17 protein-coding genes and 1 pseudogene are annotated in these 19,519 nt (G+C 32.3%); 16 read left to right on the top strand and 2 right to left on the bottom strand.

All coding sequences use genetic code 11. From position 1 onward, the window contains the following. Window positions 1-30: 30 nt before the first annotated feature. Window positions 31-1,290, bottom strand: coding sequence for a BaiN/RdsA family NAD(P)/FAD-dependent oxidoreductase (locus tag HMPREF2642_RS10970; RefSeq protein ID WP_049427355.1), 1,260 nt, complete (start codon window positions 1,288-1,290; stop codon window positions 31-33). 327 nt (window positions 1,291-1,617) lie between these two features. Here HMPREF2642_RS10970 and HMPREF2642_RS10965 point away from each other — a divergent pair, with 327 nt between their 5' ends. The 8 genes from HMPREF2642_RS10965 to HMPREF2642_RS10930 all read left to right on the top strand — a co-directional run bounded on the left by HMPREF2642_RS10965 (window position 1,618) and on the right by HMPREF2642_RS10930 (window position 9,898). After that, window positions 1,618-3,279: a putative polysaccharide biosynthesis protein gene (locus HMPREF2642_RS10965; RefSeq protein ID WP_070597870.1), complete on the top strand. Its 1,662-nt coding sequence runs from the start codon at window positions 1,618-1,620 to the stop codon at window positions 3,277-3,279. Beyond that, on the top strand, window positions 3,276-3,968 hold the full coding sequence (locus HMPREF2642_RS10960; protein ID WP_049427352.1) for a pseudouridine synthase: 693 nt from the start codon (window positions 3,276-3,278) through the stop codon (window positions 3,966-3,968). The genes HMPREF2642_RS10965 and HMPREF2642_RS10960 overlap by 4 nt, the downstream gene beginning before the upstream one ends. Window positions 3,969-3,989: 21 nt before the next feature. After that, window positions 3,990-4,415 (top strand): YtxH domain-containing protein, encoded by a 426-nt coding sequence (locus HMPREF2642_RS10955; protein WP_002434662.1) that lies wholly within the window; start codon window positions 3,990-3,992, stop codon window positions 4,413-4,415. A gap of 272 nt (window positions 4,416-4,687) precedes the next feature. Beyond that, window positions 4,688-6,097: a dipeptidase PepV gene (pepV, locus tag HMPREF2642_RS10950; RefSeq protein ID WP_049427349.1), complete on the top strand. Its 1,410-nt coding sequence runs from the start codon at window positions 4,688-4,690 to the stop codon at window positions 6,095-6,097. A 3-nt stretch (window positions 6,098-6,100) separates the two neighbouring features. Then, entirely contained in the window at window positions 6,101-6,949 is an 849-nt protein-coding gene (gene dat / locus HMPREF2642_RS10945; protein WP_049427347.1) for a D-amino-acid transaminase, read from the top strand. Window positions 6,950-7,348: 399 nt separating this feature from the next. After that, entirely contained in the window at window positions 7,349-8,140 is a 792-nt protein-coding gene (locus HMPREF2642_RS10940) for a phosphotransferase family protein (protein WP_002434704.1), read from the top strand. 13 nt (window positions 8,141-8,153) lie between these two features. Continuing rightward, on the top strand, window positions 8,154-8,798 hold the full coding sequence (gene trmB / locus HMPREF2642_RS10935; RefSeq protein WP_023350085.1) for a tRNA (guanosine(46)-N7)-methyltransferase TrmB: 645 nt from the start codon (window positions 8,154-8,156) through the stop codon (window positions 8,796-8,798). Between the two features lie 275 nt (window positions 8,799-9,073). Beyond that, window positions 9,074-9,898: a YtnP family quorum-quenching lactonase gene (locus HMPREF2642_RS10930; protein ID WP_070597869.1), complete on the top strand. Its 825-nt coding sequence runs from the start codon at window positions 9,074-9,076 to the stop codon at window positions 9,896-9,898. A gap of 53 nt (window positions 9,899-9,951) precedes the next feature. On the opposite strand, the gene HMPREF2642_RS10925 is transcribed toward HMPREF2642_RS10930, so the two are convergent. Next, on the bottom strand, window positions 9,952-10,266 hold the full coding sequence (locus HMPREF2642_RS10925) for a peptidase (RefSeq protein WP_049427341.1): 315 nt from the start codon (window positions 10,264-10,266) through the stop codon (window positions 9,952-9,954). A gap of 85 nt (window positions 10,267-10,351) precedes the next feature. On the opposite strand from HMPREF2642_RS10925, the gene HMPREF2642_RS10920 reads away from it, so the two are divergent. The 8 genes and pseudogenes from HMPREF2642_RS10920 to HMPREF2642_RS11905 form a co-directional block, all read left to right on the top strand. Next, on the top strand, window positions 10,352-11,428 hold the full coding sequence (locus HMPREF2642_RS10920; protein WP_023350088.1) for a M42 family metallopeptidase: 1,077 nt from the start codon (window positions 10,352-10,354) through the stop codon (window positions 11,426-11,428). Window positions 11,429-11,442: 14 nt separating this feature from the next. After that, on the top strand, window positions 11,443-11,754 hold the full coding sequence (locus HMPREF2642_RS10915; RefSeq protein ID WP_030058669.1) for a thioredoxin family protein: 312 nt from the start codon (window positions 11,443-11,445) through the stop codon (window positions 11,752-11,754). 115 nt (window positions 11,755-11,869) lie between these two features. Continuing rightward, window positions 11,870-12,733: a DUF1444 domain-containing protein gene (locus tag HMPREF2642_RS10910; protein ID WP_070597868.1), complete on the top strand. Its 864-nt coding sequence runs from the start codon at window positions 11,870-11,872 to the stop codon at window positions 12,731-12,733. Between the two features lie 16 nt (window positions 12,734-12,749). Then, window positions 12,750-13,346 (top strand): YtpR family tRNA-binding protein, encoded by a 597-nt coding sequence (gene ytpR, locus HMPREF2642_RS10905; RefSeq protein ID WP_002434829.1) that lies wholly within the window; start codon window positions 12,750-12,752, stop codon window positions 13,344-13,346. A 20-nt stretch (window positions 13,347-13,366) separates the two neighbouring features. Further along, window positions 13,367-17,038, top strand: a complete 3,672-nt coding sequence (locus tag HMPREF2642_RS10900; RefSeq protein WP_070597867.1) for a DNA translocase FtsK — start codon at window positions 13,367-13,369, stop codon at window positions 17,036-17,038. Window positions 17,039-17,058: 20 nt separating this feature from the next. Continuing rightward, on the top strand, window positions 17,059-18,372 hold the full coding sequence (murC, locus tag HMPREF2642_RS10895; protein WP_002434715.1) for a UDP-N-acetylmuramate--L-alanine ligase: 1,314 nt from the start codon (window positions 17,059-17,061) through the stop codon (window positions 18,370-18,372). Between the two features lie 74 nt (window positions 18,373-18,446). After that, a complete protein-coding gene (locus HMPREF2642_RS10890; RefSeq protein WP_002453468.1) occupies window positions 18,447-18,971 on the top strand; it encodes a DUF948 domain-containing protein in 525 nt (174 codons plus the stop codon). A 75-nt stretch (window positions 18,972-19,046) separates the two neighbouring features. Further along, window positions 19,047-19,519: pseudogene (locus HMPREF2642_RS11905) on the top strand (smooth muscle caldesmon); the annotation flags it as partial.

Raw genomic sequence — 19,519 nt, 5'->3', positions numbered from 1 at the left:
TAAAACGTTACCTAGAAGGTTTTAAATATATTAGGATTCATTTTTAAAAGTTCCAGCATTAGATCCAGCAACGTGACCTGTCACTAATGCACTGGTTATATTGTATCCACCAGTATAACCATGTATATCTAATACCTCTCCACACAAAAATAATCCTGGAACGATTTTTGACATCATTGTTTTAGGTTGTATTTCTTTTAAAGATACACCACCACCAGTGACAAACGCTTTATCAATGGGGAGTGTTCCATTAACGTTAAACGTAAATCCTTTTAAATTTGAGATAAAATGATTTAATTGTTGATTAGACAAATGATGAGATGTAGTTTCATCACTAATATCGGATTGTTCTAACATAAACAATAAGTAACGTTCTTCAATTAAGCCATGCAAACTATTTTTTATATACTTATCTGGTTCAGCCTTTAATAAGGAGTTAATTTTTTGAGAGAGTTGATCGTGATTTAAATCTGGAAATACGTCCAATTGCATAGCAATATCCTGTTTCTTTTGATTCTTTTGTTCTTTATAGACAAATTGGCTACATCTAAGCGCAGCTGGACCACTTACACCAAAGTGCGTAAATATCATATCCATTTGATGGCTTATTCTTTTTTTACCATTTTTCTTTAAAACTGATAATTCTACATTTTTCAAACTTAATCCTTTAAGACGTTTTGATTTAATGAAAGCGTCTCTAGAAGTTATTGGAACTTCTGTAGGGAAGAGTTCGGTTATAGAGTGGCCAAGAGATTCGGCGAATTGATAACCGTCTCCAGTTGACCCTGTTTGTGGTACAGATGTACCACCAGTAGCAATGATTAAAGATTTACTTTGGAATTCACCTTTTTGAGTTGTAACATAAAAAATACCGTTATCATGAGAAATTTCTGTGACTGGAGTTTCCTCCATAACATTAACTTTGTTTTCATTAATTTGTTTAATCAAAGTGTTTACAACATCCTGTGCTTTATTGGATACAGGGAACATCCGACCGTGATCTTCTTCTTTTAATTTCACGCCTCGGCTTTCAAAAAATTCAATAATAGATTCATTATCAAAAACTGAGAAAGGACTATAAAGAAATTTACCGTTACCAGGTATGTTTTTGATTATTTCAGCATAGGGTAGGCGATTAGTAACATTACAACGACCTCCACCTGATATTTTCAATTTTCGTCCTAAACCCTTTTTCTTTTCAATTAATAAGACATTATCACTTACTTCACTTGCGGCGACTGCAGCCATTGAACCGCTGGGACCTCCGCCAATTATAATAGTTTGATACATTGAGTTACCTCCACATATTCCTTGTTACAATTGTATAAGACTATTTAAGTATTATCTAATAAAAATTAAGGTATGAGATGACAAAGAGTAAAAATATAATTATAATATGAAACTTGGAACCTCATTAAATTAATACTAACATCGTGTCTTTTTTCTACAGATACATAGCTTTTTAAAACATAATTTTTACAATGTCTAAAAAGTGGAAAATAAAAGACAAACATTTATTATTTTGTGATATATTTTTAAGTAATGCAAGGTAATAAGTTTTGATATAAACAACACGATATAAAACTTTAATAAAATTTTAAGATAGGAAGATAGGTAATGAGTGAGAGTAAAGAAATGGTTCGAGGAACCTTTTTAATTACATTAAGTATTTTAATTACTAAAGTATTAGGTGTGCTGTTTATTATCCCGTTCACTTCATTGATTGGCGGGCAAGAAAATATGGCTCCTTTTACTTATGCTTACGCTCCTTATAATATTGCAATTGCTGTAGCAACTGCAGGGGTGCCACTAGCAGCTTCTAAATACGTAGCTAAGTACAATGCTTTAGGTGCTTATAAGGTCAGTCAAAAGTTTTATAAGTCAAGTTTCATTGTAATGAGTATTACGGGTGTAATTGGCTTTCTAATTTTATATTTTTTAGCTCCATACATAGCAGAGTTAACTTTATCGCGTAAGAATAATGCGAAAACTGGTTGGTCAGTTGCTGATATTACATGGATTATAAGAATTATCAGTATGGTAGTTATATTTATACCAGTTTTAGCTACATGGAGAGGTATATTCCAAGGATACAAATCTATGGGCCCAACAGCTGTTTCAGAAGTAACAGAGCAAATTGCCCGAATTATTTTCATATTAGTAGGTAGTTACTTAGCTTTAAATGTATTTAATGGTACAGTTCTACAAGCAAATGGAATTGCCACGTTCGCAGCAGCAATCGGAGCTATAGCTGGAATTATTACGCTTTGGTATTATTGGATTAAACGTAGAAGAAATATTAAAGAAATGGTTGAGTCTGATACAGCTAATATGCATGTTTCTTATGGAAACATGTATAAAGAGATTATTGCTTACAGTATTCCATTTGTAATTGTAAGTTTAAATTTTCCATTATTTAATTTAGTAGATCAATTTACACATAACGGGGCTCTAAGTTTAGTTGGCGTAAATCCAAAGTTACAAGATACATTCTTTAACATGTTAAATATGTCTACAAATAAAATTGTAATGATCCCAACATCATTAAGTGCTGGTTTTGCGGTGAGTTTAATTCCATTTATTACAAAAACTTATGAAGAGGGTCGTCTAGAGGAAATGCATAGACAAATTAGAACATCTATTGGTGTCCTAATGTTTATTACAGTACCAGCTAGTATAGGTATTATGGCATTAGCGCAACCTTTATTTACTGTATTCTATGGTTATGATCCTATTGTTCATGGTCACGACCCTAACTTTGACGGAAGTAGATTACTATTCTATTATGCACCCGTAGCGATATTAATTTCACTATTAAGTGTAACTGCTTCTATGTTGCAAGGTATTGATAAGCAAAAATTAACAGTCTTTGTTATTTTAGGTTCAGTAGTCATTAAATTAGCACTAAACTATCCGCTTATTATGCTTTTACACACTCCAGGTGCGGTACTAAGCACTGCAATTGCATTATTATTTGCGATTGGCTGTAATTTCTATATTTTAAAAAAATATGCGAAATTCAAATTCAGCTATAGTTGGATTCAATTTGCTAAAATATTCTTATACTCCTTCATCATGATGATAGGTGTAGAGGTTGTATACTTCATTCTTAAATTATTCCTAAATCCTACTAGATTTGGTTACCTCATTATAATAGCTATAAGTGTTATTGTTGGTGCGCTTATTTATGGTGGCATTACAATCAAGAATAGACTGGCTGACGAATTTTTAGGTGATGTTCCTGAAAAAATTAGACGAAAAGTGACGTTTTTAAGATGAGAATAGATAAATTTCTAGCTAATATGGGTTTAGGCACTCGTACTGAAGTAAAACAATTACTTAAAAAAGGTCTTGTAGAGGCTAATGAGAAAAAAATTAAAACACCTAAATCTCAAATTGACCCTGAAACCGACAAAGTAGTGGTTGATGGTGAAGAGATTTCATATGTAGATAACGTCTATATGATGCTAAATAAACCTAAAGGTTATATTTCAGCTACAGAAGATAACGCTCATCAAACTGTTTTAGATTTAATCCCTGAATTTTCACATTTAGGGATTTTTCCTGTAGGAAGGTTAGATAAAGACACAGAAGGGTTACTTTTATTAACTAATGATGGACAATTTAATCATGAATTAATGAGCCCCAAAAAACATGTATCTAAAACTTATGAAGTTATATCTAAATATCCTATTAAGCAGTCAGATATAGAAGCTTTTAAATTAGGCGTAGAACTTTCTGATGGTAAGGTCAAACCGGCAGAACTTATTAAAGGAAATGATAGACTTTCATATGTTACGATTTATGAAGGAAAATATCATCAAGTAAAACGAATGTTTCATAGTATCGAAAATGAGGTATTAGAATTGAAACGTGTTAAAATCGCCAATTTAGAATTAGATGAAACTCTAAATTCTGGTGAATATCGTTTTTTAAATGAACAAGATTTCGAAAATCTAAAAAAATGACAAAGGAGAAGGTGTACAATTATGGGTAAAAGTACAAATTTATTTAGAATTGCATTAGGCATTGGTGGCGCTGTTGCAGCAGTCGCTTTATCACGCAAAGACAGTCGTGACAAACTTAAAAATGAATATAACAAATATAAAGAAAATCCTGAATCATACAAAGCAAACGCTAAAGACTTTGCTAGCCAAATTGGAAACAAAGCCAATGAAACGATTCAAGAAGTAAGAAATAATCCAAGAGATTATGTTGATCGTATTAAAAATGATCCTAAAGCATTCTTTGAAGAAGAAAAATCTAAATTTACTGATTTAGATGACAAAAAAGCAGATGATTTAGAAGAAGGAAAGTTTGACGACGAAGGTGGCGCAACAACTTCTAATAATCTAAGAGTTGTCTCTGAAGATGATTTAAAAAATAATAAAAATGCTTTAGAAGATAAAGAATAAATAAAATTTATCAATTTAAATCATAATAATAAAGAGCCTATAGATGAACGCTAGAAGTTCATCTATAGGCTTCTTTTTTATCTCAAAAAATATATAAAGCATTTAATTTGAAACGCAAATATGCATTATATTAGTACTCCGAAACTTGATATAATTTAACTTGAAAATCATCATTACAAAAAATTAAGTAATTTTCTGACATCTTACTGTAGTTTCTGAGTAACATATTGTAAAATGGAGTTTAACTTATATAAAAAGGAAGTCGATCTCAAATGTGGAAAGAAAAGGTTCTAGAATATGAAAATCAAATGATTGATGATCTTAAGGGCTTATTATCTATTGAAAGTGTAAGAGATGATTCTAAAGCCTCTGAAGATGCACCTGTCGGACCCGGACCAAGACAAGCTTTAGATTACATGTACGAATTAGCTGAGAGAGATGGGTTTTCAACACATGATGTAGATCATATAGCCGGACGAATAGAAGCTGGCCAAGGAGAAGATGTCTTAGGTATCTTATGTCATGTAGACGTTGTTCCGGCTGGTGATGGATGGGATTCTGACCCATTTGATCCTGTAGTAACAGACGATGCAATTATTGCCAGAGGTACACTAGATGACAAAGGACCTACAATTGCGGCATATTACGCCGTGAAAATATTGAATGATATGAACGTAGATTGGAAGAAACGTATTCATATGATTATAGGTACAGATGAAGAGTCTGATTGGAAATGTACAGATAGATATTTCCAAACTGAAGAAATGCCTACATTAGGTTTTGCACCTGATGCTGAGTTCCCAGCGATACATGGTGAAAAAGGAATCACTACATTTGATTTAATTCAAGATCAAATAAATGAAGATGTAGATGAACCAGATTATGAATTATTAAACTTTGAATCTGGTCAAAGATATAACATGGTACCAGATCATGCTGAAGCCCGTGTTTTAGTTAAAGAAAATATGACAGATGTGATTCAAAACTTTGAATATTTCGTTGAACAAAATGAGCTTCAAGGAGAAAGTACCGTTGATAGTGGAATTTTAATCTTAACGGTTGAAGGTAAAGCGGTTCATGGCATGGATCCTTCACTAGGCGTCAATGCTGGATTATATCTACTTAAATTCTTGTCTTCTTTAAATTTAGATAAAAGTGCAAAAGATTTTGTTGAATTCAATAATCGTTATCTCTTTGATTCTCATTTTGGAGAAAAAATGGGTATGAAATTCCATACAGATGTAATGGGAGACGTTACTACTAATATAGGAATTATTAAATACGATAATAAAGAAGCTGGAAGATACGGTGTGAACTTAAGATATCCTCAGGGATTTGAATTTGAAGAGGCTGTTGAAAGATTTACTAATGAAATTAAAGACATCGGATTTAGCCTTGAACTTGGAAAAGTTCAAAAGCCACATTATGTAGATAAAGATGATCCATTTGTGGAGAAACTTGTCAAAGCATATAGAAACCAAACTGGCGATATGACTGAACCTTACACGATTGGTGGGGGGACTTATGCTAGAAACCTAGACAAAGGCGTCGCATTTGGTGCTATGTTTGAAGATACTGAAGATTTAATGCATCAAAAAAATGAATATATGACTAAAAAACAATTGATTAACGCAACCAGTATTTATTTAGAGGCAATTTATGCTTTATGTGTGGAGGGATAAACGATGACAAAAGTTTTTATTAACGGGGAATTTTTGAACGAAAAAGACGCTAAAGTATCTTACGAAGATCGTGGTTATGTATTTGGCGATGGAATCTATGAATATATTCGTGCTTACGAAGGAAAATTATTTACAGTTAAAGAACACTTTGAACGATTTTTGAGAAGCGCAAATGAAATTGGCCTAGATTTAGGATATACAGTAGATGAGTTAATTGATTTAGTTCGTCAATTATTAAACGAAAATAATGTGAAAAATGGTGGAATTTATATTCAAGCAACTAGAGGTGTAGCGCCTCGTGAACATTCCTTCCCGACGCCTCCAACAAAACCAGTAATCATGGCATTTACTAAGAGTTATGACAGACCATATGAACAATTAGAAAACGGAGTATATGGTGTGACAACTGAAGATATTCGTTGGTTACGTTGTGATATAAAAAGTTTAAATCTTTTAGGAAATGTATTAGCAAAAGAATATGCTGTTAAATATAACGCTACAGAAGCGATTCAACATCGAGGTGAGACAGTTACAGAAGGTGCATCTAGTAACGTTTATGCGATTAAAGATGGTGCAATTTATACGCATCCAATCAATAACTTTATTTTAAATGGTATTACTCGCCGTGTAATAAAATGGATCGCTGAAGATTACGGCATACCATTCAAAGAAGAGACATTTACAGTTGATTTCTTAAAAAATGCTGATGAGGTTATTATTTCTAGTACCTCTGCTGAAGTCATGCCAGTGATTAAAGTGGATGGTCACGATATTGGCAATGGAAAAGTAGGAGATGTAACTCGTAAATTGCAAGAAGGCTTTAATAAGTACATTAAATCACATAGTATTTAAAACCTTAAATTTTAAAATTATTTAAACTTTAAAAATCTTAATAAAATTGTCTTAATTTCTCAATAATTAGTGCTAAAATTATGTTATAATTTATATTAAAGTGATTTAGAAAATACAAGTACTTTCGACTAGTAAAATGTGTCATTTTGTTTCTCATTTTTAGTTGAAATTGACCCTTAAAAATTATAAAATCTTCTATGAGTGATAAATAATGAACGGGCTGATTAAATAAAATATTTAGGGAATTTTATATTATAAAGCCAACTTAAAAAACTGTTATCTAAATATCAATTGAGCGTAAGAGAAAATTAGAATATGCGCTTTTCTATAAATTAGAATATATGGCTCTTGAAAATATATTTCTAGAGCCATTTTCTAATTGAAAGTGAGGTGAACATGTTGGAGCAGTTTTATCAGTTAGGGTGGACGCTTGATTCAGCTGGCGGTGCTTCTGGTGAAGCATATATGGCTGAACAAGATGGACAGAAATTATTTTTAAAACGTAATTCTAATCCTTTTATTGCTGCATTGTCTGCAGAAGGAATTGTACCTAAACTTGTATGGACGAAAAGAATTGAAACAGGAGAAGTTGTTACCGCACAGCATTGGAAGAACGGTAGAGAATTAAAATCTGATGAAATGGATCAAACCAGAGTAGCGAAATTACTCAATAAAATTCACAGTTCTAAACCATTGTTAAGCATGCTTAAACGTATGGAAATGGAACCTATCACTCCTGATATCATGTTAAATAAAATTAATGCCTCTTTATCTAGAGAAGTTCTAACTCACCATGTTGTTAGAAAAGCTTTAACTTATTTAGAAGATCATATTCCAAATTTAGATTCACGCTTTTTTACTGTAGTACATGGAGATGTTAACCATAACAATTGGTTATTGTCTGATAGAGATGAATTGTATCTCGTTGATTGGGAAGGGGCAATGATTGCAGACCCAGCTATAGATATAGGTATGCTGCTTTACAACTATGTTCCTCAATCTAAATGGTCAAAATGGTTTGATACATATGGCCTAGAAGAGAGTATCAATTTAAATAAACGTATGAAATGGTATACAGTGATTCAATCCATTGGTATGGTTCAATGGTATGAAGAACAAAAACGATATAAAGATATGAATATGTGGTTGAAATTCTTAAATGAAGTTATGAATAGCAACTTATTTATATAAGGAGTAATTTAATATGAGAGTTCGATACAAACCTTGGGCAGAAGATTATTTAAAAGAACATCCTGACCTAGTAGACATGGACGGTACTCACGCAGGCCGTATGTCTGATTGGTTTGACACAGAACAACCAATATATATAGAAATTGGCTCAGGAATGGGGCAGTTTATAACTACTTTAGCTTCTAAACATCCAGAAATTAATTTTGTATCAATGGAACGTGAGAAAAGTGTCATGTATAAAGTTCTTGATAAAACAAAAGAACTTAATTTAACTAATCTTAAAATGATTTGTAATGATGCTATTGAGTTAAATGAATATTTTAAAGATGGAGAAATTTCAAGAATATACCTTAATTTCTCAGACCCTTGGCCAAAGAAACGTCATGCAAAAAGACGTCTTACATATCACACATTCCTTGCTCTATATAAGCAGATTCTCAAGGACGATGGAGAAATTCACTTTAAAACAGACAATCGTGGTTTATTTGCATATAGTCTTGAGAGTATGTCGCAATTTGGGATGTATTTTACAAAAATGAATTTAAACCTACATGACGAAGATGATGAAGATAATATTCTAACAGAATATGAGAAAAAGTTTTCTGATAAAGGCTCAAGAATCTATCGTATGGAAGCAAAATTTCACAAGGATTTATAAAGTCCTTAAAGAAGAAAATAATATAACTATTGTCTTAAATAGAACGTCTACAAAGTTACAAACTTTGTAGGCTTTTTTTATTTTACCTAATAAACTATTTCAAAATGAGAATCAAATTTTGTATACTCAAACTTCTATGAGATTGACTGGGAACTTAAACTTTCCTATAAAATGCTTACATTTGATTTTAATAGTGACTTATAATAATTTTTAATAAAAGATGTAATTTACATCATTTCTATGAGAAGTTCAATAATGTCAAGGAGGCGTTATCTTTGAAATTAGGGCGATTTACTCCCCATTATTTAAGAGGTGGAAACACTAATATAGATGGTGGGGCGATGTTTGGTGTTGTTCCCAAACCGTTATGGACTAAAAAATACAAAGTAAATGATAAGAATCAAATTCATACTCCGACACATCCTATTTTAATTCAAACTAGTGATAAGAATATTTTAATCGATACGGGTATTGGTAATGGTAAACTTTCAGATAAACAACAAAGAAATAGTGGTGTTGAATATGAGAGCTTAATAGATGAGGATTTAAAACAATTAGGTTTAACAACCTCTGATATTGATATGGTCTTAATGACCCATCTTCACTTTGATCACGCTTCTGGTTTAACAGATAAAGATGGACATGCAATTTTTGACCGAGCTACACATTTCATACAGCAAGACGAGTGGCATGAATTTCTTTCACCTAACATAAGAAGTCAAGCTACTTATTGGAGTTATAATCAAGGGGATTATAAGGAAAGGTTAATTTTATTTGAAAATGAGATAGAACCTTATCCTGGTATAAAGATGAAGCACACAGGCGGGCACAGTTTCGGTCACTCAATCATTACGATTGAAAGTGATAATGAATACGCTGTGCATATGGCTGATATATTACCGACTACTGCTCATCTTAATCCACTTTGGGTGACAGCTTATGATGACTATCCGATGCAATCCATTAGAGAAAAGGAACGATTAATCCCATATTTCATGCATCATAATTATTGGTTCTTGTTTTATCATGATGAAAATTATTTTGCGGTAAAATACCAAGATGACTTCAAAACAATTGATACATTTATTTCTAGACAATAAAAAAAGGTTATCGTTTGATAAAATATTCAAACGATAACCTTAATTATAGAATGCTATAACTCGATAATATCGATAACTTGACCAGAATTAGCATCGGCATAAAACTCATAGTCTACTAATTTACCATCATGATAAGCTGTAATACCACCTTGATAGATAGGTTGGTTATGATTAACATTATTCAAGACAATAGGTTGATGTACTACATAAGAGCCTTTTACGTTTCTAAAATACGTTTTAACTTCTTTTAATAAGTCATTGGCATTATATAATTTTCGCTTTGTTAAGTAAAATGCTAAACATAGTGAAGTTATAAATGTTACGAAAAGCATCACTATTGCTATACCTTTAAAATTAAAAGACTTCATCATATAATCTCCTCTTATCTAAATTCTTATTCTTAGTTTACCATATTGAAGATGATATAATAGAGTGCAAGGAGTGAGATTGTGTATGATGATAGATAATACGAAAACTTTAGAACGCATAAAACAATTAACAGAGCTTCATGGAGCCCCAGGTTTTGAAGATGAAGTAAGAGATTATATGAAACAAGAAATGAACCCCTATGTTGATGAATTTGTTCAAAATAACATGGGTGGAATTTATGGAGTTAAGAAATCTAAACAAAGCAATGCCCCTAAAGTAATGATTGCTGCACATATGGATGAGATAGGTTTTATGATTACTCATGTAACTGATAATGGTATGATTCAGTTTACTAATTTAGGTGGCGTTGCTAATGATATATGGCAAGGACAAAGACTGAAAGTTAAAAATAGAAATGGCAATGAGATTGTTGGCGTTGTTGCCAATATTCCAAAGCACTTTAGAACAGGTAATGAAGCGGCTCCGGAAATAAAAGATTTAATGTTAGATATCGGTGCTTCATCTCAAGAAGAAGTACGAGAAAGAGGTATTGAAATTGGAGATACAATCGTTCCTGACACATCTTTCACTCAATTATCTGAGTATCGTTATATAGCTAAGGCATGGGATAATCGTTATGGTTGTGTCCTCGCGATAGAAATATTAGAATTGCTCAAAGATATAGAATTAGATGTTGATTTGTATGTAGGCGCTAACGTTCAAGAAGAAGTTGGATTAAGAGGTGCAAAAGCGGCTGCTGAGCAAATTAAACCTGATATTGCCTTCGTGGTAGATTGTTCCCCAGCTAATGATATAAAAGGGAAACAACAACTCTCTGGTGCACTAGGGGAGGGCACATTAATTCGTATTAAAGATGGTACAATGATATTGAAGCCACGCTTTAGAGATTATTTATTAAAGTTAGCCACAGAAAATGATATTAAACATCAATATTATATTTCTCCAGGTGGTACCGATGGGGGAGAGATCCATAAAGCAAATGAGGGCATACCTACAGCAGTGATTGGCGTTTGCGCAAGATATATACACAGCACGGATGCAGTTTTTGATATAAGAGATTACTACTCAGCTAGACAACTATTAAAAGAATGTATAACTCATTTAAATCATCATCAAATAGAAGTACTAAAATTTGGTTAAGGAGTGTAGAACAAGTGAAACAACTTGATACAGAACAACAATTTGAAGAATTAAAACAAGGTAATACTGTCTTTGAATTTACCGCTGATTGGTGCCCAGACTGCAAAGTTATAGAACCTGATTTACCTAAATTAGAAAACAAATATAAAGACTTTAATTTTGTTTCGGTAGATAGAGACAAATTTATTGATATATGTATTGATAACGATATCCTAGGAATACCCAGTTTCTTAGTTTATAAAAATGGTAAACTTGAAGGTAGCTATATAGGTAAAGAAAGAAAATCTATTGATCAAATTGATGCATTTTTAGCAAAATATATTTAAGTATCAATTTATTTAGAAAATAACGTTATCTATACACCGTATTTTTAGTTTTTTCTGTTATATAGCAGTTATTTATTGTAAACTGTTATAAGGTGCGAAAATAGGAGTGTTTTAAATGAATGTCTTCCAAATGAGAGATAAATTAAAAGCGCGTTTAAATCATTTAGACGTAGACTTTAAATTTGATAGAGAAGAAGAAACTTTAAGAATTTATCGTACAGATAATCATAAAGGTGTCACAATCAAACTCAATGCTATTGTCGCCAAATATGAAGAACAAAAAGATAAAATTATAGATGAAATTGTTTACTATGTAGAAGAAGCAATTGCTCAAATGGGCGATCATTCTTTAGAAAAAATGGAAGATTTAAAAATCATGCCAGTTGTTCGAGCAACAAGCTTTGACAAGAAGACTAAAGAAGGTCATTCATTTATTTATAGTGAACATACAGCTGAAACGAATATTTATTATGCTCTCGATTTAGGTAAATCATACAGATTAATAGATGAAAGTATGTTAAAAACATTAAATATGACTGAACAACAAATTAAAGAAATGTCATTATTCAATGTTAGAAAACTTAAAAATAAATATTCTACTGATGAGGTTAAAGGCAATATTTTTTATTTCATCAATTCTAATGATGGGTATGATGCAAGTCGCATACTTAATACGTCATTCTTGAATGAAGTCCAAGAACAATGTGAGGGTGAGATGTTAGTTGCAGTTCCTCACCAAGACGTGTTAATTATTGCTGATATACGTAATAAAACAGGTTACGATGTCATGGCTCATTTGACAATGGAATTCTTTACTAAAGGTTTAGTACCAATTACTTCATTATCATTTGGCTATGACAAGGGACACTTAGAACCAATATTTATTCTAGGAAAAAATAATAAACAAAAACGTAATCCTGATGTTATACAGAGATTAGAAGCGAATAGAAAGAAATTTAATAATAAAGATAATCAATAGAAATGGAGTTTTATAGATGAACTTATTTTATAATCCACAAGGTGTAGGAGATGTAGCTTTTTTACAGATTGAACCTACAGATGGTGCATTTGATTACAACAAGAAAGATGATGTAGTCGAAATCACTCAAGATGGGCAAGTTGTTGGTTTCAATATCTTTAACGTATCAGATAAAATAAAAATAGAAGGAAACGGTCATATCAAATTAACTTCAGAAATTATTGAGGCGTTACAACAATCTATTAATAATTCTGGATTTAACTATCAATTAGATACTGATTTATCACCTAAGTTTGTAGTTGGATATGTTGAAACTAAAGAAAAACATCCTGATGCGGATAAATTAAGTGTTTTAAAAGTTAATGTTGGTAATGAAACTTTACAAATTGTTTGTGGTGCACCTAATGTAGCAGCTGAACAAAAAGTAGTAGTAGCTAAAGTAGGTGCTGTAATGCCAAGTGGAATGGTTATCAAAGATGCTAAATTACGTGGTGTTGATTCAAGTGGTATGATTTGTTCAATGAAAGAATTAGATTTACCAAATGCACCTCAAGAGAAGGGTATTATGGTATTAAATGATGATTATGAAATTGGGCAAGCATTTTTTGAATAATAAAGAAAGGTAGTGAAATTATGAGCTGGTTTGATAAATTATTTGGCGAAGATAATGATTCAAATGACGACCTGTTACGTAAAAATAAAAAAAGAAGACAGGGCACTCAATCTCAACAAAATAATCAAGACTCATTACTGCCTCAAAATAATGATATTTATAATCGCCCAAGAGGTAAATTTAGATTTCCTATGCATGTATCTGAAGAAGCTTCATATAACGATCTAGATAATGATAAAAAATATGAAACTTCTGAATACAATGCTAATTATGGTTCAAGAACATATGACACACAAGATGATGACTCTACACGTAATTTAGTTGATAATTCTGGAAAAAGACATCGCCGTAGACGTTCATCTCAAATGCGTGAGCATGATCATATTAATCAACATTCAAATCGTAATGAAAATCAAATGCATCATCGCGAGTCAAGTCGTTCTAAAAGAAGTTCTAATAACAGTCAATCTGATGATTATCGTTCATATAATAATAAGTCAAATTCTCGCATGAAATTACAATCTGAACGTTTGAAATCTAACAGTAAACTCCAATCCTCTACGAATTCTGAACTTACATATCATGGCGGTAGTTTCAAAGCGAGCGACGTTCCGTCAGCTATTTTTGGAACTAAGCAACGACGTCCTTTAGAAAACGGAGTGATTCCACCTAAACAAGATTCTCTACAAAATAGCAATAATGCAACTAGTAAATCACAAAGGAATCAACCTAAAAATGCACATGATGTAAACATGTATCGTCAATCTATAAATAAACAAATGGGCTATCAATCTGAAGAATCATCATCTAAAGATAATCAACCTCAACCAAAAATCCATGCCAAAACTTCAGATACAGAACAGACACAGAAAACATCTTCAAGTCATCTTCAATCTAACAATCATTCAGCGCAAAAGTCTGAAGGACGAACACCTAATTATTCTAAAAAAGATAACACTGTTAATATTGAAAATATCTATGCTTCACAAATCGTTGAAGAAATCAGACGTGAAAGAGAACGTAAAGTCCTTCAAAAAAGAAGATTTAAAAAAGCGCTTCAACAAAAGAGACAACAAAATAAAGACAATGAAGAAGATCAAATTCAAAAAGCAATTGATGAAATGTACGCGAAACAAGCACACCAATACATTGGTGAAAGCTCTCTAGATGAAGACCATAATGATGAGGATATGAATGACGGACAGTCTAATAATGTGTCAGAAAGAACTACAACAACTTCATTCAAAGAAGACCAAATTGGCGCTTCGTCGTACAATTATGAAGAAATCAACCTTGATGATGAACAACATATTCAAAAGGTAAATGACGAAGATGTGCATGTAAGTGATGCCTCTAGCGAAAATGCTACTGAGGAAACTAGTGTTGATAAAGCACACAACGATAATGTAGAGGATGCTCAATTCCAAGAATTACAACCATCAGAATCGACTTCTCACCTTGAAAATGAAAATTCACAACAGCAAGAACACTATAATAATGCAATTAACCAAAGTGTTGATAATGAGAAGGAGTATGCTAAACATAGACAGAAAAACGATGATGATTTTAAAGAATCAGCTTCTTCATTAAGTACAAGTGAGATAAATAGTGATAGTTCTTCGTCGATAGTAAATGCTTCAAATAATGATACTATGGCTTCCACGGTTAATTCAAAACATAGTATGACAGCTAATGAAGGTCAATCATTTGGTAGCAGTGTGGCTCAAGAATCGGAATTAAATAGACCAACAACTCAATCGCAATCAAAAGATGTTTCAACACATAAACCGCGATTTGCAGGTAGTAAACCATTTAATGTGGTAATGACGCCTTCAGATAAGAAACGTATGATGGATAGTAAAAACAATAGTAGAATTAATGTTCCCGAATTAAAACCTGAACAACAAATTGATCAATCTACTGAAATGGATTCTAGTGAGAGTCAATTTACTTCTGAGAATAATTTAAATGAAAGTGAAACAAATCAACAAACTTCACATGAGTACCAAACTCAATCTGAATCAAACGACGACGGTATTACAGGTGTGTCTACAAGTGACAATGTTAACAATAAGCATATTCAACAGCATACTCAAAGCACATCTCATAATGAAACTAGTGGAAGAAGTAGCGGTAATTATTACTCAGAAACTGTAAAAGATAATGATGACACTAACCTAAATAATAATAAAACTTCTGCAACAGGAATTACTCATCAGGAAGTAAAAGAACAAGCATCCAATTCTTATAAAAACCAACAAGAGTCACCTCAAGATAAGCAACAAGGAATTAGAAAAGGACCTAATATTAAATTGCCTAGCTTTGATTTATTAGAAGAACCTGAACCACACGAAGTTGATGAAGAATGGATAGAAGAGAAGAAACAGGAATTAAATGATGCACTTTATTATTTCAATGTGCCCGCAGAGGTTAAAAATGTAACAGAAGGGCCAAGTGTTACAAGATTTGAATTATCTGTAGAAAAAGGTGTGAAAGTTTCAAGGATTACTGCACTTCAAGACGATATTAAAATGGCATTAGCTGCCAAAGATATACGTATTGAAGCGCCAATTCCTGGAACAAGTCTTGTAGGTATTGAAGTACCAAATCAAGACCCAACTAAGGTTAACTTACGTTCTATTATAGAAACACCTAAATTTAAAAATACAGAGTCTAAATTAACTGTAGCGATGGGTTATCGAATTAATAATGAACCATTATTAATGGATATCGCTAAAACGCCTCATGCACTTATTGCCGGAGCAACAGGCTCAGGTAAATCGGTTTGTATCAATAGTATCTTAATGTCATTATTATATAAAAATCACCCTGAAGAATTACGCTTACTATTGATTGATCCTAAGATGGTGGAATTAGCACCATACAATGATTTACCACATTTAGTTTCTCCTGTAATTACAGATGTGAAAGCTGCTACTCAAAGTTTAAAATGGGCAGTAGAAGAAATGGAGAAACGCTATAAATTATTTGCTCAATATCACGTAAGAAATATTACTGCATTTAATAAAAAGGCACCTTATGAGCAAAGAATGCCAAAAATTGTTATAGTAATTGATGAGTTAGCCGACTTGATGATGATGGCACCTCAAGAAGTAGAACAATCAATTGCACGTATTGCTCAAAAAGCACGTGCATGTGGTATTCATATGTTAGTGGCTACACAAAGACCTTCAGTAAATGTTATTACGGGTCTGATTAAAGCAAATATTCCTACTAGAATTGCCTTTATGGTATCTTCAAGCGTGGATTCAAGAACAATTCTAGATAGTGGTGGCGCGGAACGCTTATTAGGATATGGTGATATGCTATATCTAGGAAGTGGAATGAATAAGCCAATTCGTGTTCAAGGTACATTCGTTTCTGATGAGGAAATAGATGATGTCGTTGACTTTATTAAACAGCAGCGAGAACCTGAATACTTATTTGAAGAAAAGGAATTATTAAAGAAAACACAATCTCAAGCACAAGATGATTTATTCGATGACGTGTGCGAGTTTATGGTGAATGAAGGACATATATCAACTTCATTGATTCAAAGACATTTCCAAATTGGTTACAATAGAGCAGCTAGAATTATAGATCAATTAGAGCAGTTAGGTTATATATCAGGTGCTAACGGTTCTAAACCAAGGGATGTTTATATTACTGAAGCGGATTTAAATAAAGAATAAATTGAGTAAGGAGTATTAAAATGACGCACTATCATTTTGTCGGAATTAAAGGCTCCGGCATGAGTTCATTAGCACAAATCATGCATGATCTTGGTCATGAAGTCCAAGGTTCAGACATAGAAAAATACGTATTTACCGAAGTTGCTCTACGTAACAAAGGCATCAAAATTTTACCTTTTGATGTTGAAAATATTAAAGAAGGCATGGTTGTCATTCAGGGTAATGCATTTTCAGACAATCATGAAGAAATAGTTAAAGCTCATGAATTAAAACTTGATGTCATTAAATATCATGACTTCCTAGGTCATGTTATCAATCAATATACATCTGTAGCTGTTACAGGTGCTCACGGTAAAACTTCAACAACTGGTCTATTGTCACATGTTATGAACGGAGATAAAAAGACATCATTCTTAATTGGTGATGGTACTGGCATGGGATTGCCTGGAAGCGATTATTTTGCATTCGAAGCTTGTGAGTACCGTAGACATTTCTTAAGTTATCATCCAGATTATGCGATTATGACGAATATTGATTTTGATCATCCAGATTATTTTAAAAATATTGAAGATGTCTATGATGCTTTCCAAGATATGGCTCATAACGTTAAGAAGGCCATAATTGCATGGGGTGATGATGACTATTTACGTAAATTAGAGGCTGATGTACCAATTTATTATTATGGTTTTAAAGAGACTGACGATATTTATGCTAAAAATATTCAAATCACCGAAAAAGGTACTCAGTTTGATGTTTATACTAACGGGGAATTTTATGATCAGTTCTTATCACCACAATTTGGTGACCATAATATTTTAAATGCGCTTTCAGTTATTGCGATTAGTTATTTAGAAAAGATGAATGTTGACAACATTAAAGATGCATTAGTCACTTTTGGTGGTGTAAAACGTCGCTTTAACGAAACAAAAGTATCTAATCAAGTATTAGTAGACGATTACGCTCACCATCCTAGAGAAATTAGTGCTACAATTGAATCAGCTAGAAAGAAATATCCACAGAAAGAAGTAGTAGCTGTCTTCCAACCTCACACGTTCTCTAGAACTCAAGCTTTTCTAGACGAATTCGCATCTAGTTTAAGTAAAGCAGATCGCGTATTCTTATGTGAAATTTTTGGTTCTATTAGAGAAAATACAGGTGAATTAACTATACAAGATTTAATTGAACGTATTGACGGCTCGTCGCTAATAGATGAAAATAGTATTGACATATTAAAAGAATTTGATAACGCAGTCATTTTATTTATGGGCGCTGGTGACATTCAAAAGTTACTTAAAGCTTATTTAGAAAAATTAGGCGTAAAAAATGAGTTTTAATATGTTTATAATAAAACATCATGGGTATTAAATATTAATGACTTTTATTTTATGGTATTTAGGAGGCGTTTTTAATGGATTGGATTTTACCAATTGCAGGAATTATCGCTGCGATAGCGTTCTTAATTTTATGTATCGGTATCGTTGTAGTTTTAATTTCTGTTAAGAAAAATTTAGATTACGTGGCTAAAACACTTGATGGTGTTGAAGGTCAAGTTCAAGGTATTACTCGAGAAACTACTGATTTACTTCATAAAGCAAATCGCTTAACTGAAGATATTCAAGGTAAAGTGGATCGTTTAAATTCTGTTGTAGATGCTGTTAAAGGTATCGGCGACTCAGTTCAAACTTTAAATGGTTCTGTAGACCGAGTAACTAACTCAATTACGCACAATATTTCTCAAAATGAAGATAAAATTTCTCAAGTAGTTCAATGGTCAAATGTGGCAATGGAAATTGCTGACAAATGGCAAAATAGATACTACCGTAGAGGAAGTGCAAACTACAAAGCAAACACTGTAGCTGACGATGCAAATCATAGCTATTCAAATTCAGAATACAATTCTGATCATAGTTACACTACACGTGTTAACAAATAATTAATACGAATGAATTAAATGCACTTAAATGAGGTTTTTACTTATTTAAGTGCTTTTGTTTTAGGAGGAATCGTTATGGAACACTATAACCGCGATAATTTTGAGAGAAATAATACAGGTCGTGATTTATATAACCGTACGTCACGCAATTCATCAAATACGCCTAAACGTAAAGACTTCGTAGTAAGTTTTATTGCTAGTGCAATCGTTGGCTCTGCTTTAGGTCTTTTTTATAAAAATAAAGTATATAAAAAAACAGATGAATTAAGAGATAAAGAACAAGATTTAAGAAATAAAGTACTTAATTATAAAGAACAGGCAGAAAACACCGTTAATTCAGTAAGAGATAGAGTAGAGAACTTTAGAAATCGTTCTAAAGATGGTTTAACTTCTGATGAATTACAAGCACAAAAAGTAGCAATCCAAAGAGAAGTTAGTGACAATAATCTATCAGATCAATCACCTGAGGCTCAAGAAATTCAAGAAGCTAAATTAGAAGCTACTAAAGACGACTTTGAACAACAAAATAAACCATCAGCTACAGAATT

The sequence above is a fragment of the Staphylococcus sp. HMSC055A09 genome (assembly GCF_001809655.1).
Lineage (GTDB): Bacteria > Bacillota > Bacilli > Staphylococcales > Staphylococcaceae > Staphylococcus > Staphylococcus capitis.
This window is presented reverse-complemented; position numbering and strand designations above follow the sequence as displayed.